The sequence below is a fragment of the Pseudomonas fluorescens genome, assembly GCF_041354075.1.
GTDB classification, from domain to species: Bacteria; Pseudomonadota; Gammaproteobacteria; order Pseudomonadales; family Pseudomonadaceae; genus Aquipseudomonas; species Aquipseudomonas fluorescens_CE.
Genome location: NZ_JARZGC010000004.1, coordinates 121203 through 136223, shown reverse-complemented (window position 1 = coordinate 136223; position 15021 = coordinate 121203). Strand labels below are relative to the sequence as shown.

Annotated in this window: 11 protein-coding genes; 10 read left to right on the top strand and 1 reads right to left on the bottom strand. The window is 58.9% G+C overall.

What is annotated here, in order from left to right:
- Positions 1–42: 42 nt before the first annotated feature.
- Positions 43–1332: a citrate synthase gene (gltA, locus tag QIW53_RS06675; protein ID WP_371048849.1), complete on the bottom strand. Its 1290-nt coding sequence runs from the start codon at positions 1330–1332 to the stop codon at positions 43–45.
- 363 nt (positions 1333–1695) lie between these two features.
- Here gltA and sdhC point away from each other — a divergent pair, with 363 nt between their 5' ends.
- From sdhC to brnQ, 10 genes are all read left to right on the top strand, one after another.
- The gene (gene sdhC, locus QIW53_RS06670; RefSeq protein ID WP_042955706.1) at positions 1696–2070 is read left to right on the top strand and encodes a succinate dehydrogenase, cytochrome b556 subunit; all 375 of its coding nucleotides are present in this window, start codon (positions 1696–1698) and stop codon (positions 2068–2070) included.
- Positions 2064–2432: a succinate dehydrogenase, hydrophobic membrane anchor protein gene (gene sdhD, locus QIW53_RS06665; protein ID WP_027922414.1), complete on the top strand. Its 369-nt coding sequence runs from the start codon at positions 2064–2066 to the stop codon at positions 2430–2432. The genes sdhC and sdhD overlap by 7 nt, the downstream gene beginning before the upstream one ends.
- A 3-nt stretch (positions 2433–2435) precedes the next feature.
- The gene (gene sdhA / locus QIW53_RS06660) at positions 2436–4208 is read left to right on the top strand and encodes a succinate dehydrogenase flavoprotein subunit (RefSeq protein WP_371048848.1); all 1773 of its coding nucleotides are present in this window, start codon (positions 2436–2438) and stop codon (positions 4206–4208) included.
- An 11-nt stretch (positions 4209–4219) separates the two neighbouring features.
- On the top strand, positions 4220–4924 hold the full coding sequence (locus QIW53_RS06655) for a succinate dehydrogenase iron-sulfur subunit (protein WP_192302072.1): 705 nt from the start codon (positions 4220–4222) through the stop codon (positions 4922–4924).
- Between the two features lie 291 nt (positions 4925–5215).
- Complete coding sequence (locus tag QIW53_RS06650; RefSeq protein WP_371048847.1) at positions 5216–8047, top strand: 2-oxoglutarate dehydrogenase E1 component; 2832 nt, start codon at positions 5216–5218, stop codon at positions 8045–8047.
- A 42-nt stretch (positions 8048–8089) separates the two neighbouring features.
- Positions 8090–9313 (top strand): 2-oxoglutarate dehydrogenase complex dihydrolipoyllysine-residue succinyltransferase, encoded by a 1224-nt coding sequence (odhB, locus tag QIW53_RS06645; RefSeq protein ID WP_371048846.1) that lies wholly within the window; start codon positions 8090–8092, stop codon positions 9311–9313.
- Positions 9314–9410: 97 nt separating this feature from the next.
- Positions 9411–10847 carry a dihydrolipoyl dehydrogenase gene (gene lpdA / locus QIW53_RS06640; protein ID WP_371048845.1) on the top strand — a complete coding sequence of 479 codons (1437 nt, stop codon included), beginning with the start codon at positions 9411–9413 and terminating at the stop codon, positions 10845–10847.
- 186 nt (positions 10848–11033) lie between these two features.
- On the top strand, positions 11034–12200 hold the full coding sequence (gene sucC, locus QIW53_RS06635) for an ADP-forming succinate--CoA ligase subunit beta (protein WP_003223015.1): 1167 nt from the start codon (positions 11034–11036) through the stop codon (positions 12198–12200).
- Positions 12200–13081: a succinate--CoA ligase subunit alpha gene (gene sucD / locus QIW53_RS06630; RefSeq protein WP_371048844.1), complete on the top strand. Its 882-nt coding sequence runs from the start codon at positions 12200–12202 to the stop codon at positions 13079–13081. The genes sucC and sucD overlap by 1 nt, the downstream gene beginning before the upstream one ends.
- Before the next feature lie 405 nt (positions 13082–13486).
- A complete protein-coding gene (gene brnQ, locus QIW53_RS06625; RefSeq protein ID WP_371048843.1) occupies positions 13487–14800 on the top strand; it encodes a branched-chain amino acid transport system II carrier protein in 1314 nt (437 codons plus the stop codon).
- The last annotated feature ends 221 nt before the right edge of the window (positions 14801–15021 follow it).

Sequence of the window (15021 nt, the reverse complement as noted above, 5' to 3'; positions counted from 1 at the left end):
GCCGTTTGGGGTGCAACTCAACGCGGTACAGCAAGACAGGTCTTACTTGCGGTCTTCCAGCTTGGTGATGTCGCGCGACTCGTAGCCGGTGTACAGCTGGCGTGGACGGCCAATCTTGTATGGGCTGGAGAGCATTTCCTTCCAGTGGGAGATCCAGCCGACGGTCCGCGCCAGGGCGAAGATCACGGTGAACATGCTGGTTGGGATGCCGATCGCCTTGAGGATGATCCCCGAGTAGAAGTCGACGTTCGGGTACAGCGAGCGCTCGATGAAGTATGGGTCGGTCAGGGCGATCTCTTCCAGGCGCATGGCCAGTTCGAGTTGCGGATCGTTGTTGATGCCCAGTTCCTTCAACACTTCGTCGCAGGTCTGCTTCATGACCGTGGCGCGTGGGTCGCGGTTCTTGTAAACGCGGTGACCGAAGCCCATCAGCTTGAACGGATCGTTCTTGTCCTTGGCCTTGGCGATGAACTTGTCGATGTTCGAGACATCGCCGATTTCATCGAGCATGGTCAACACGGCTTCGTTCGCACCGCCGTGGGCAGGGCCCCACAGTGCAGCGATGCCGGCGGCGATACAGGCGAACGGGTTGGCACCCGAAGAGCCTGCCAGGCGCACGGTGGAGGTCGAAGCGTTCTGCTCGTGGTCCGCATGGAGGATGAAGATCCGGTCCATGGCCTTGGCGAGCACCGGGCTGATCGGTTTGATCTCGCACGGGGTGTTGAACATCATGTGCAGGAAGTTTTCTGCATACGACAGGTCGTTGCGCGGGTACATCATGGGCTGGCCCATGGAGTACTTGTAAACCATCGCTGCCAGGGTCGGCATCTTGGCAACCAGGCGGATCGCCGAGATCTCGCGATGCTGCGGGTTATTGATGTCCAGGGAGTCGTGGTAGAAGGCGGAGAGGGCGCCGACTACGCCGCACATGACGGCCATCGGGTGGGCGTCGCGGCGGAAGCCGTTGAAGAACGTCTTCAACTGCTCGTGAACCATGGTGTGGTTCTTGACGGTGCTGACGAACTGGGCCGTCTGTTCTGCGGTCGGCAGCTCGCCGTTGAGCAACAGGTAGCAGGTTTCCAGGTAGTCCGACTTTTCAGCCAGTTGTTCGATCGGGTAGCCGCGGTGCAGCAGGATGCCGTTGTCGCCGTCGATGTAGGTGATCTTCGACTCGCAGGAAGCGGTCGACATGAAACCAGGGTCAAAGGTGAAACGGCCCGTGGCCGTCAGGCCCCGTACGTCGATAACATCGGGACCAACGGTGCCGGTTAAAATGGGCAGCTCGACGGGGGCTGCGCCCTCGATGATCAACTGCGCTTTTTTGTCAGCCATGTGGCCTCCTATTTATGCTTGAAATCATCTGACAGACCCCCCACGCAGGGCCCGCACCACTATAGTGAGATAAATTCGAATGTCAATTTGCCTAAAGTCTTGCCCCAGAAGGCTTTAACCGTACTTTTTCCTCGAAATTGACTGCCATTTACGCCTTTTATCCAACTTGCGCAATCCGCTATTAGGGGAAGGTGAACGCGTTGTCATTAGTAGCCTAACTGTCTATACTCGGCAGCCGACCGCCAAGGGCTTTTGGGCTTGCGTTATTGGGGGTCGCCTCCCTGGGTGGTGGTTACCTGACCAGTGCACTCCCCAACAACTTTGCCCTGATTGTTAGGGGCTCTTCAGTGTGAAAAAAAAGCCGTGAAAAGCCAACGACCTGTAAACCTAGACCTAAGGACCATCAAACTCCCAGTCACTGCTTACACGTCCATTCTTCACCGTATTTCCGGTGTCATCCTCTTCGTGTGCCTTGCCATCATGCTCTATGCATTGGACAAGTCGCTGAGCTCCGAGGAAGGCTTCGGCGAGGTGAAAGCGTGTCTGACCAGTCCGCTAGCCAAGCTAGTGATTTGGGGCATCCTGTCCGCTCTGCTGTATCACCTGGTAGCCGGCGTGCGCCACTTGATCATGGACATGGGCATCGGTGAGACGCTGGAAGGCGGCAAGCTGGGCTCGAAAATCGTTATCGCCGTTTCCGTGGTGGTAATCGTTCTGGCAGGAGTTTGGATATGGTAACTAACGTCACGAACCTGTCGCGTTCGGGCCTCTATGACTGGATGGCGCAACGTGTGTCGGCGGTCGTTCTCGCGGCTTACTTCATTTTCCTGATCGGATACGTCGTTGCCCACCCTGGCATCGGCTACGCCCAATGGCATGAACTGTTCGCCAGCAACTGGATGCGTATTTTCAGTCTCCTGGCCCTCGTTGCCCTCGGCGCTCACGCCTGGGTCGGCATGTGGACCATCGCGACCGACTACCTGACGCCAATGGCGTTCGGCAAGTCCGCGACTGCAATACGTTTCCTTTTCCAGGCAGTATGCGGCGTTGCGATGTTCGCTTACTTCGTCTGGGGTGTGCAGATTCTCTGGGGTATCTGAGTCATGGCTAACATTCCAACGATTTCTTTCGACGCCATCATCATTGGTGGTGGCGGTGCCGGCATGCGCGCTGCGCTGCAACTGGCACAGGGCGGTCACAAGACTGCCGTGATCACCAAAGTCTTCCCGACCCGTTCGCACACCGTATCGGCTCAGGGTGGCATCACCTGCGCCATCGCCTCGGCGGATCCGAACGATGACTGGCGCTGGCACATGTACGATACCGTCAAGGGTTCCGACTACATCGGTGACCAGGACGCTATCGAATACATGTGTCAGGAAGGCCCGGCTGCCGTTTTCGAGCTGGACCACATGGGTCTGCCGTTTTCGCGTACCGAGCAAGGCCGTATCTACCAGCGTCCGTTCGGTGGTCAGTCCAAGGACTACGGCAAAGGCGGCCAGGCTGCCCGTACCTGCGCGGCATCCGACCGTACCGGTCACGCGCTGCTGCACACCCTTTATCAGGGCAACCTGAAAGCCGGTACCACGTTCCTGAACGAGTACTACGCTGTCGATCTGGTGAAGAACAATGACGGCGCGTTCGTCGGCGTTATCGCCATCTGCATCGAAACCGGCGAAACCACCTACATCCGTGCGAAAGCCACCGTGCTGGCGACCGGCGGTGCAGGTCGTATCTACGCTTCGACCACCAACGCCCTGATCAACACCGGTGACGGCGTCGGCATGGCGCTGCGTGCAGGCGTGCCGGTACAAGACATCGAAATGTGGCAGTTCCACCCGACCGGTATCGCCGGCGCCGGTGTACTGGTGACCGAAGGTTGCCGTGGTGAAGGTGGTTACCTGATCAACAAGCACGGCGAGCGTTTCATGGAGCGTTATGCTCCGAACGCGAAAGACCTGGCTGGACGTGACGTGGTTGCCCGCTCGATGGTCAAGGAAATCATCGCCGGTAACGGTTGCGGTCCTAATGGCGACCACGTGATGCTCAAACTCGACCACCTGGGCGAGGAAGTGTTGCACAGCCGTCTGCCAGGCATTTGCGAGCTGTCGAAAACCTTTGCTCACGTTGACCCGGTGGTTGCGCCGGTTCCGGTCGTTCCAACCTGCCACTACATGATGGGCGGCGTTGCCACCAACATTCACGGCCAGGCGATCACCCAGACCGACGAAGGCGTCGACGCCATTATCCCGGGCCTGTTCGCAGTAGGCGAAGTGGCTTGCGTATCGGTTCACGGTGCCAACCGCCTGGGTGGCAACTCGCTGCTCGACCTGGTGGTCTTCGGCCGTGCTGCCGGCCTGCACCTGGAAAAGGCGCTGACCGACGGTATCGAGTACGACGACGCCACCGAAGAAAACATCAAGGCTGCTCTGGCCCGTCTGTCCGCCCTGAACGAGCGCACCGATGGCGAAGACGTCGCCACCCTGCGCCGCGAGCTGCAAAGCTGCATGCAGAACTACTTCGGTGTATTCCGTACCGGCGAATACATGCAGAAGGGTATCGCCCAGCTGGCCGAACTGCGTCAACGCATTGCCAACGTCAAGATCAACGACAAGTCGCAAGCGTTCAACACCGCTCGTATCGAAGCGCTGGAACTGCAAAACCTGCTGGAAGTGGCTGAAGCTACCGCCATCGCTGCCGAAGTACGTAAAGAGTCCCGCGGTGCTCACGCCCGTGAAGACTTCGAAGACCGTGACGACGAAAACTGGCTGTGCCACACCTTGTACTTCCCGGGTGACAAGCGCGTGACCAAGCGTGCCGTGAACTTCTCGCCGAAGACTGTTCCGACTTTCGAACCTAAAGTCCGGACTTATTAAGGGTGACCGCCATGTTGCAAGTCAGTGTTTATCGCTACAACCCTGATCAGGACGCTGCGCCGTTCATGCAGGAATTCCAGGTCGATACCGGTGGTAAGGACCTGATGGTGCTGGACGTGCTCGCGCTGATCAAAGAGCAGGACGAAGGTTTTTCCTACCGTCGTTCCTGCCGTGAAGGCGTTTGCGGTTCCGACGGCATGAACATCAATGGCAAGAACGGCCTGGCCTGCATCACGCCGCTGTCTGCCGTTGTTAAAGGCAACAAGTTGATCGTTCGTCCTCTGCCAGGTTTGCCGGTGATCCGTGACCTGGTTGTCGATATGAGCATCTTCTACAAGCAATACGAGAAGGTTAAGCCTTACCTGCAGAACGACACGCCGGCTCCGGCCATCGAGCGTCTGCAGTCCCCTGAAGAGCGTGAAAAGCTCGACGGTCTGTACGAGTGCATCCTGTGCGCCTGCTGCTCGACCTCTTGCCCGTCCTTCTGGTGGAACCCGGACAAGTTCCTGGGTCCAGCCGCTCTGCTGCAAGCGTATCGCTTCCTGGCAGACAGCCGCGACACCAAGACTGCCGAGCGTCTGGCTTCGCTGGATGACCCGTTCAGCGTATTCCGCTGCCGCGGGATCATGAACTGCGTCAACGTCTGTCCGAAAGGCCTGAACCCGACTAAGGCCATCGGTCACGTACGTAACATGCTGCTGCAAAGCGGCGTGTGATTCAGCTGCTGTAACCCGGCCGTTGTAAAACGGCCACTGTATAAAGCAGTACCGCTGTACCCGTGGATGCTACGGCGCAGGCTTCAACCGGCGCCGTAGTTTTAACCTGAGCAGCAGCTTGCAAGGCTGCGGCTCTTATTTTGAAGAAATGAGACAAGCAGGGGCATCCGGGCTGGTACCCGGACTATCAGCGTGATCCTAGGTGGCTTGTTTTGGTCGCTGCATTCGGACTTCTGCAAGTTTGCTCGGTGTCGACGCCGGTGGTGTTCCCCTAACCGAGGGTGACCAAGCATGCAAGAAAGCGTGATGCAGCGCATGTGGAACAGCGCCTACCTTTCCGGAGGTAACGCTGCCTATGTGGAAGAGCTTTATGAGCTCTACCTGCACGACCCTAACGCTGTGCCAGAAGAGTGGCGCACCTACTTTCAGAAGTTGCCGACCGAAGGCAACTCTGCCACCGATGTTTCGCACTCGACAATTCGCGATCATTTCGTCTTGCTGGCAAAGAACCAGCGCCGCGCCCAACCGGTTTCCGCCGGGAGCGTGAGCAGTGAGCACGAGAAGAAGCAAGTTGAAGTGCTGCGATTGATCCAGGCCTACCGTATGCGTGGCCACCAGGCAGCCCAGCTTGACCCGCTGGGGCTGTGGCAGCGTCCTGCACCAGCAGACCTGTCGATCAATCACTACGGCTTGACCAATGCCGATCTTGATACGACCTTCCGTGCCGGCGACCTGTTCATCGGCAAAGAGGAGGCGAGCCTACGCGAAATTCACGAAGCGTTGCAGCAGACATATTGCCGCACCATCGGCGCTGAATTCACGCACATCACCGATTCCGAGCAGCGCCAGTGGTTCCAGCAACGTCTGGAAAGCGTGCGTGGCCGTCCGACGTACTCCGCGGACATCAAGAGCCACCTGCTTGAGCGTGTCACCGCCGGTGAAGGCCTGGAAAAATACCTGGGCACCAAATACCCGGGCACCAAGCGTTTCGGTCTGGAAGGCGGCGAGAGCCTGATTCCGATGCTCGACGAACTGATCCAGCGTTCCGGTTCCTACGGCACCAAGGAAATCGTCATCGGCATGGCCCACCGTGGTCGTCTGAACGTGCTGGTCAACACCTTCGGCAAGAACCCGCGCGAGCTGTTCGACGAGTTCGAAGGCAAGAAGAAGGTCGAGCTGGGTTCCGGTGACGTCAAGTATCACCAGGGCTTCTCGTCCAACGTCATGACCACCGGTGGTGAAGTCCACCTGGCGATGGCGTTCAACCCGTCCCACCTGGAAATCGTTTCTCCGGTGGTCGAAGGCTCGGTTCGTGCCCGTCAGGATCGTCGTAACGACCCTACCGGCGAGAAGGTACTGCCGATCTCCATCCACGGCGACGCGGCCTTCGCAGGCCAGGGCGTGGTGATGGAAACCTTCCAGATGTCCCAGACCCGCGGTTTCAAGACCGGCGGCACTGTGCACATCGTGATCAACAACCAGGTTGGTTTCACCATCAGCAACCCGCTGGACTCGCGTTCCACCGAGTACGCGACCGACGTTGCGAAAATGATCCAGGCGCCGATCCTCCATGTGAATGGTGATGATCCGGAAGCCGTATTGTTCGTGACCCAGTTGGCCATCGATTACCGCATGCAGTTCAAGCGTGACGTGGTGATCGACCTGGTCTGCTACCGTCGTCGCGGCCACAACGAGGCCGACGAGCCAAGCGGCACCCAGCCGCTGATGTACCAGCAGATCACCAAGCAGCGCACTACTCGTGAACTGTATGCCGAAAGTCTGACCCAGGCCGGTGTACTGGACGCAGAGCGTGTTCAGGCGAAAGTCGACGAATACCGCAACGCGCTGGACAACGGTCTGCACGTAGTGAAAAGCCTGGTCAAGGAACCGAACAAAGAGCTGTTCGTGGACTGGCGTCCATACCTGGGCCACGCCTGGACTGCACGTCACGACACGCGCTTCGACCTCAAGACCTTGCAGGAACTGTCCGCCAAGCTGCTGGAAATTCCGGAAGGCTTCGTGGTTCAGCGCCAGGTGGCGAAGATCTACGAAGACCGTCAGAAGATGCAAGCCGGTGGCCTGCCGATCAACTGGGGTTTCGCCGAAACCATGGCGTACGCCACCCTGTCGTTCGAAGGTCACCCGATCCGCATGACGGGTCAGGACATCGGTCGCGGTACGTTCTCGCACCGTCACGCTGTTCTGCACAACCAGAAAGATGCCAGCACCTACGTACCGTTGAAGAACCTGTACGACGGTCAGCCGCGTTTCGAGATGTACGACTCGTACCTGTCGGAAGAAGCGGTACTGGCCTTCGAATACGGTTACTCGACCACCACGCCGGATGCGCTGGTGATCTGGGAAGCCCAGTTCGGCGACTTCGCCAACGGTGCCCAGGTGGTCATCGACCAGTTCATCACCAGTGGCGAGCACAAGTGGGGCCGTCTGTGCGGTCTGACCATGCTGCTTCCGCACGGTTATGAAGGTCAGGGGCCGGAGCACTCCTCGGCTCGTCTGGAGCGTTACCTGCAATTGTGTGCCGAGCACAACATTCAGGTGGCCGTACCGACCACGCCGGCTCAGATCTACCACTTGCTGCGCCGTCAGGTGATTCGCCCGCTGCGCAAGCCATTGATCGTGCTGACGCCGAAGTCGTTGCTGCGCCACAAGCTGGCCATCTCGACCCTGGAAGACCTGGCCGAAGGCTCGTTCCAGACCGTTATCCCGGAAATCGATGCCATTGATCCGAACAAGGTCGAGCGCGTTGTTCTGTGTAGCGGCAAGGTCTACTACGACCTGCTGGAAAAACGCCGTGCCGAAGGCCGTGACGACATCGCCATCGTGCGTATCGAGCAGCTGTACCCATTCCCTGAGGACGACTTGAAAGAAGTCCTGGCTCCTTACACCAACGTCAAGCATGCCGTCTGGTGCCAGGAAGAGCCGATGAACCAGGGTGCGTGGTACTGCAGCCAACACCACATGCGTCGCAGCATCAGCAACCTCAACCAGTCTCTCGTACTCGAGTACGCGGGCCGTGAGGCTTCTGCTGCACCCGCATGCGGTTACGCATCGATGCACGCCGAGCAGCAGGAAAAACTGCTGCAAGACGCCTTTACTGTTTAACGCCTTCGCGCACCTGAAACCGAATTTAAGGAACCACAGATAATGGCTATCGAGATCAAAGCCCCCACTTTCCCGGAATCGGTTGCCGATGGCACCGTTGCCACCTGGCACAAGCAACCGGGCGATGCGGTCAAGCGCGACGACCTGATCGTCGACATCGAAACCGACAAGGTTGTGCTGGAAGTGTTGGCGACTGCTGACGGCGTGCTGGGCGCTATCGTCAAGAACGAAGGCGACACCGTTCTGTCCGACGAAGTGCTGGGCTCGATCGTGGAAGGTGGCGCTGCCGCCGCTGCTCCTGCAGCCGCTGCTGCCCCGGCCGCCGCGCAGGCCGCTGCCCCGGCTGGCGAAGGCGAAGACGATCCTGTTGCTGCACCAGCTGCTCGCAAGCTGGCTGAAGAAAACGGCATCGCCATCGCTTCCGTTACCGGTACCGGCAAAGGCGGTCGCGTGACCAAGGAAGACGTGGTCGCTGCTGTTGCCGCGAAGAAGGCCGCTCCGGCCGCTGCGCCTGCCAAGGCTGCTGCACCTGCGGCCGCTGCTCCGGTGTTCGCTGCAGGCGATCGCATCGAGAAGCGCGTACCGATGACCCGCGTTCGTGCCACCGTGGCCAAGCGCCTGGTAGAAGCACAGTCGAACATGGCGATGCTGACCACTTTCAACGAAGTCGACATGACCGAAGTCATGGCCCTGCGTTCGAAGTACAAGGACCTGTTCGAGAAGTCCCACAATGGCGTGCGCCTGGGCTTCATGTCGTTCTTCGTGAAAGCGGCCACCGAAGCGCTGAAACGCTTCCCGGCTGTGAACGCTTCGATCGACGGTGGCGACATCGTTTATCACGGTTACGCCGACATCGGTGTTGCCGTGTCCAGCGACCGTGGCCTGGTGGTTCCGGTTCTGCGTAACGCCGAGCTGATGAGCCTGGCTGAAATCGAAGGCGGCATCGCGACTTTCGGCAAGAAAGCCCGCGACGGCAAGCTGTCGATGGACGAAATGACCGGTGGCACATTCACCATCACCAACGGTGGTACCTTCGGTTCGATGATGTCGACTCCGATCGTCAACCCGCCGCAGGCTGCGATTCTGGGCATGCACAACATCATCCAGCGTCCTATGGCAATCAACGGCCAGGTCGTTATCCGTCCGATGATGTACCTGGCACTGTCCTACGATCACCGTCTGATCGATGGCAAAGAAGCTGTAACCTTCCTGGTGACCATCAAGAACCTGCTCGAAGATCCGGCTCGTCTGTTGCTGGATATCTGATAGAAGCAGCCACGGGCTGCAAGCCTGAAGCTGCCTGAAGCGGCAGCCTGGCTTGCAGCCTGTGGCTTGAAGCTTTTCGCTAAAGAGGAATTTTTGAATGTCGCAGAAATTTGACGTAGTAGTGATCGGTGCGGGCCCTGGCGGCTACGTGGCCGCCATCAAGGCCGCGCAGTTGGGTCTCTCCACTGCCTGCATCGAGAAATACACCGATGGCGAGGGCAAACTGGCCCTGGGCGGCACCTGCCTGAACGTCGGCTGCATTCCATCCAAGGCGCTGCTGGACAGCTCGTGGAAGTACAAGGAAGCGAAAGAAAGCTTCAATGTCCACGGCATCTCCACTGGCGAAGTCAAGATGGACGTCGCTGCGATGGTTGGCCGCAAGGCCGGTATCGTCAAGAACCTGACCGGCGGTGTTGCCACCCTGTTCAAGGCCAATGGCGTGACTTCGATCCAGGGCCACGGCAAGCTGCTGGCCGGCAAGAAAGTCGAAGTCACCAAGCCTGACGGTTCGGTTGAAGTCATCGAAGCCGAGAACGTGATCCTGGCCTCCGGCTCCCGTCCGATCGACATTCCGCCAGCGCCTGTTGACCAGAAAGTCATCGTTGACTCCACCGGCGCCCTGGAATTCCAGACCGTGCCGAAGCGCCTGGGCGTGATCGGCGCCGGCGTCATCGGCCTGGAGCTGGGTTCGGTATGGTCGCGTCTGGGTGCAGAAGTGACTGTCCTGGAAGCCCTGGACACCTTCCTGATGGCTGCGGACACCGCCGTTTCCAAGGAAGCGCTGAAAACCCTGACCAAACAGGGTCTGGACATCAAACTGGGCGCTCGCGTGACCGGTTCGAAAGTGAACGGCGACGAAGTCGTGGTGAACTACACCGATTCCAACGGCGAACAGACCATCACCTTCGACAAGCTGATCGTAGCCGTTGGTCGCCGTCCAGTGACCACTGATCTGTTGGCTGCCGACAGCGGTGTGAACATTGACGAGCGTGGTTTCGTGTTCGTCGACGACCACTGCGCGACCAGCGTACCGGGCGTTTTCGCCATCGGTGACGTGGTTCGCGGCATGATGCTGGCGCACAAGGCCTCGGAAGAGGGCATCATGGTTGTCGAGCGCATCAAGGGCCACAAGGCCCAGATGAACTATGACCTGATCCCTTCGGTTATTTATACTCACCCGGAAATCGCATGGGTCGGTAAAACCGAACAGGCCTTGAAAGCTGAAGGCGTAGACGTTAACGTCGGCAGCTTCCCGTTCGCAGCCTCCGGCCGCGCCATGGCCGCCAACGATACCGGTGGTTTCGTCAAGGTCATCGCCGATGCCAAGACTGACCGCGTATTGGGCGTCCACGTGATTGGCCCAAGCGCTGCAGAACTGGTTCAGCAAGGCGCGATCGCGATGGAATTCGGCACCAGCGCTGAAGACCTGGGCATGATGGTTTTCTCCCATCCGACCCTGTCCGAAGCCTTGCACGAAGCAGCTTTGGCGGTGAATGGCGGCGCCATCCACATTGCCAACCGCAAGAAGCGTTAAGCGAAGGAACAATAAGAAACCACGGCGGTTTGGCCCGTCGTGAGCCTTGCGTGCAAGACTCACCGCGGAATATCCGCTGGACGCAGTCTTGCGTAGCCCGGCTACGCAAGCAGCAGTCACAGGTGGTGCGGCACTCGATCGAGTGCAGCACCGAATGCGCAGTACCTAACGAAGACGGTAATAAGCATGAATCTTCACGAGTATCAGGGTAAGCAGCTGTTCGCTGAGTACGGCCTGCCAGTATCCACCGGTTACGCGGTAGACACCCCGGAAGCAGCAGCAGAAGCTTGCGACAAAATCGGTGGCAGCGAGTGGGTTGTCAAAGCCCAGGTTCACGCCGGTGGTCGCGGTAAAGCGGGCGGCGTCAAGCTGGTTCGCAACAAAGAAGACGCCAAAGCCTTCGCACAGCAGTGGCTGGGCAAGCGTCTGGTGACTTACCAGACTGACGCAAATGGTCAGCCTGTCACCAAGATCCTGGTTGAATCGTGCACTGATATCGCTAAAGAGCTGTACCTGGGCGCTGTCGTTGACCGTTCGAGCCGTCGCATCGTGTTCATGGCTTCCACCGAAGGTGGCGTGGACATCGAAAAAATCGCTCACGACACTCCAGAAAAAATTCTGAAAGCCACTATCGATCCACTGGTTGGCGCACAGCCATTCCAGGGTCGCGAGCTGGCATTCCAACTGGGTCTGGAAGGCAAGCAAGTTGCCCAGTTCGCCAAGATCTTCGTAGGTCTGGCCAAACTGTTCCAGGATCACGATCTGGCCCTGCTGGAAGTGAACCCGCTGGTGATCAAGGCTGACGGCGATCTGCACTGCCTGGACGCCAAGATCAACATCGACGCCAACGCCATGTACCGTCAGCCGAAGCTGAAGACTTTCCACGATCCGTCCCAGGACGATCCGCGCGAAGCGCACGCTGCCAAGTTCGAACTGAACTACGTAGCGCTGGAAGGCAACATCGGTTGCATGGTCAACGGTGCTGGCCTGGCCATGGGTACCATGGACATCGTCAACCTGCATGGCGGCAAGCCAGCCAACTTCCTCGACGTGGGCGGCGGTGCTACCAAAGAACGCGTTACCGAAGCATTCAAGATCATTCTGTCCGACACCAACGTCGCTGCAGTACTGGTTAACATCTTCGGCGGCATCGTTCGTTGCGACATGATTGCCGAAGGCATCATCGGTGCAGTGAAAGAAGTCGGCGTGAAAATCCCGGTTGTTGTTCGTCTTGAAGGCAACAACGCTGAACTGGGCGCTAAAGTACTGGCAGAAAGCGGTTTGAACATCATCGCTGCTACCAGCCTGACCGACGCTGCTCAACAAGTCGTTAAAGCTGCGGAGGGCAAGTAATGAGCGTCCTGATCAATAAAGACACCAAAGTTATCTGCCAGGGTATTACCGGTTCGCAAGGTAGCTTCCACACCCAGCAAGCCATCGAGTACGGCACCCAGATGGTGGGCGGCGTGACTCCAGGCAAAGGCGGCACCGAGCACCTGGGTCTGCCAGTGTTCAACACCGTGAAAGACGCCGTAGCGGCCACTGGCGCCACCGCCAGCGTGATCTACGTTCCGGCTCCTTTCTGCAAGGACTCGATCCTGGAAGCGGCTTTCGGCGGCATCAAGCTGATCGTCTGCATCACCGAAGGCATTCCTACCCTGGACATGCTGGACGCGAAAGTTAAGTGCGACGAGCTGGGTGTTACCCTGATCGGCCCTAACTGCCCAGGCGTGATCACTCCAGGCGAATGCAAGATCGGCATCATGCCAGGTCACATTCACTTGCCAGGCAAGGTCGGTATCGTTTCCCGTTCCGGCACCCTGACCTACGAAGCTGTGAAGCAGACCACTGACGCCGGTTTCGGTCAGTCGACTTGCGTCGGCATCGGCGGTGACCCGATCCCGGGTTCTAACTTCATCGACATCCTGAAGCTGTTCCAGGAAGACCCTAAGACCGAAGCGATCGTCATGATCGGCGAGATCGGCGGTTCGGCTGAAGAAGAAGCGGCTGCCTACATCAAGGCTCACGTGACCAAGCCGGTTGTTTCCTACATCGCTGGTGTGACTGCTCCTCCGGGCAAGCGCATGGGCCATGCTGGCGCAATCATCTCTGGCGGCAAAGGCACTGCAGACGAGAAGTTCGCTGCTCTGCAAGACGCAGGCGTAAAAACCGTGCGCTCGCTGGCAGACATCGGCAAGGCCCTGGCCGAGCTGACTGGTTGGGAAGTCAAGTAAGCCTCGTGCTTCGCTGACGCTTCACCAAACAAAGGCCACCTTCGGGTGGCCTTTGTCGTTCTACAGGTTTTATTTTTTTGTTGATCTCATCGCGAGCAGGCCCGCTCCCACAGTGGAACTGTGTACCCGAATCTATTGTGGGAGCGAGCCTGCTCGCGATGGCGGACTTTTGATCGAAACACAATTTCATACTAAAACGCGACACAAAGATGTCGCAGATCAGAATGTTTGCCCTCTAACAGTGCGTTTTTCTGCCAGATTCGTTAGTCTAGCCGCGATTTTTTCGCGTGAAGCCCACAAGGCATGCTCACGCCAACCGGGTCGGCCCTAAACGGATCGACAGCATTTCCCTCACCCATAGGGAAATCCCTCTCTAAATTCCGATTCAGTAGTGTGGTTTCCTTAATGAAAGTGTTGAAAGGCCAGGACATCCTGGCGCTTGGTTTCATGACATTTGCCCTGTTCGTCGGGGCTGGCAATATCATCTTCCCACCTATCGTCGGTTTGCAGTCCGGGCCTCATGTCTGGATGGCGGCGCTGGGCTTTCTGATCACCGCCGTCGGGCTACCGGTGATCACCGTTGTCGCCCTGGCCAAGGTCGGTGGGGCCATGGACGCGCTGAGCAGCCCGATCGGCAAGATCGCCGGTGGGTTGCTCGCCGCAGCCTGCTACCTCGCGGTGGGGCCGCTGTTCGCGACGCCCCGCACCGCCACCGTGTCCTTTGAAGTCGGTCTGGCGCCGCTGACCGGCGAGAGCCCGCTGGCCCTGTTCCTCTATAGCGCTGTGTACTTCCTGCTGGTGTTCTTCATTTCGCTCTACCCGGGCCGCCTGCTGGACACCGTCGGGCGTTTCCTCGCGCCTCTGAAGATCATTGCCTTGGCCATTCTTGGCATCGCCGCGTTTGCGTTGCCCGCCGGTGACATCGGCGTGGCCACGCCGGAGTATGTGGCGGCGCCGTTTTCCCAGGGGTTCATCAATGGCTACCTGACCATGGATACCCTGGGTGCGCTGGTGTTCGGCATTGTCATCGTCAATGCCATCCGCTCCCGTGGCGTCGAGTCCCCCGTTTTGATCACTCGCTACGCAGTGATTGCCGGCCTGATCGCCGGTGTCGGCCTGGCACTGGTGTACGTCAGCCTGTTCCGTCTCGGTTCGGGCAGCCATGAAGTGGCGGCCGGTGCGACCAATGGCGCGGCCGTATTGCACGCCTATGTGCAGCACACCTTCGGTTCGCTGGGCAGTGGTTTCCTCGCGGTGTTGATCTCGTTGGCGTGCCTGGTGACCGCCGTCGGCCTGACCTGCGCCTGCGCCGAATACTTCAGTCGCGTACTGCCGCTGTCCTACAAGACCCTGGTCGTCATCCTGGCGGCGTTTTCCCTGCTGGTGTCCAACCTGGGCCTCACCAAGCTGATTGCGTTCTCGATCCCGGTGCTGACCGCGATCTATCCGCCGTGCATCGCACTGGTCGCTCTGAGCTTCTGCAAGGACTTCTGGCATGAGCAGCGGCGCATTGTGGGCCCGGTCATGCTGGTGTCGTTCCTTTTCGGTCTGGTCGATGCGCTCAAAGGCGCGGGCCTGGCGGACTGGATGCCGACCCAACTGGCTCACCTGCCGCTGAGCGAGCAGGGGCTGGCGTGGCTGGTGCCGTCGGTCATGACCCTGGTGGTCGCCGTTGCTTGCGACCGCCTGCTGGGCAAGCGCGAGGAAGCGCTGGCTTAAGCGCTGACTTCTGTCGCGACGGGCATGCTCGAGCGAAAATGCCCCGCATTGATTGATGCGGGGCATTTTTTTTGTCGAATTTTTGCCGAGCACCCATCAAGTGTGGGAGCGGGCTTGCTCGCGAAGAGGGCATAACATTCAATACACAGGTTGCCTGAAGGGGCCTCTTCGCGAGCAAGCCCGCTCCCACAGGGATTATGTGCACCATAAACTCATCACAA

Excerpts from the sequence above, each read along its gene's own strand:
- gltA (WP_371048849.1), bottom strand. The coding sequence starts at position 1,332 with ATGGCTGACAAAAAAGCGCAGTTGATCATCGAGGGCGCAGCCCCCGTC.
- sdhD (WP_027922414.1), top strand. The coding sequence starts at position 2,064 with ATGGTAACTAACGTCACGAACCTGTCGCGTTCGGGCCTCTATGACTGG.
- sdhA (WP_371048848.1), top strand. The coding sequence starts at position 2,436 with ATGGCTAACATTCCAACGATTTCTTTCGACGCCATCATCATTGGTGGT.
- QIW53_RS06655 (WP_192302072.1), top strand. The coding sequence starts at position 4,220 with ATGTTGCAAGTCAGTGTTTATCGCTACAACCCTGATCAGGACGCTGCG.
- QIW53_RS06650 (WP_371048847.1), top strand. The coding sequence starts at position 5,216 with ATGCAAGAAAGCGTGATGCAGCGCATGTGGAACAGCGCCTACCTTTCC.
- odhB (WP_371048846.1), top strand. The coding sequence starts at position 8,090 with ATGGCTATCGAGATCAAAGCCCCCACTTTCCCGGAATCGGTTGCCGAT.
- lpdA (WP_371048845.1), top strand. The coding sequence starts at position 9,411 with ATGTCGCAGAAATTTGACGTAGTAGTGATCGGTGCGGGCCCTGGCGGC.
- sucC (WP_003223015.1), top strand. The coding sequence starts at position 11,034 with ATGAATCTTCACGAGTATCAGGGTAAGCAGCTGTTCGCTGAGTACGGC.
- sucD (WP_371048844.1), top strand. The coding sequence starts at position 12,200 with ATGAGCGTCCTGATCAATAAAGACACCAAAGTTATCTGCCAGGGTATT.
- brnQ (WP_371048843.1), top strand. The coding sequence starts at position 13,487 with ATGAAAGTGTTGAAAGGCCAGGACATCCTGGCGCTTGGTTTCATGACA.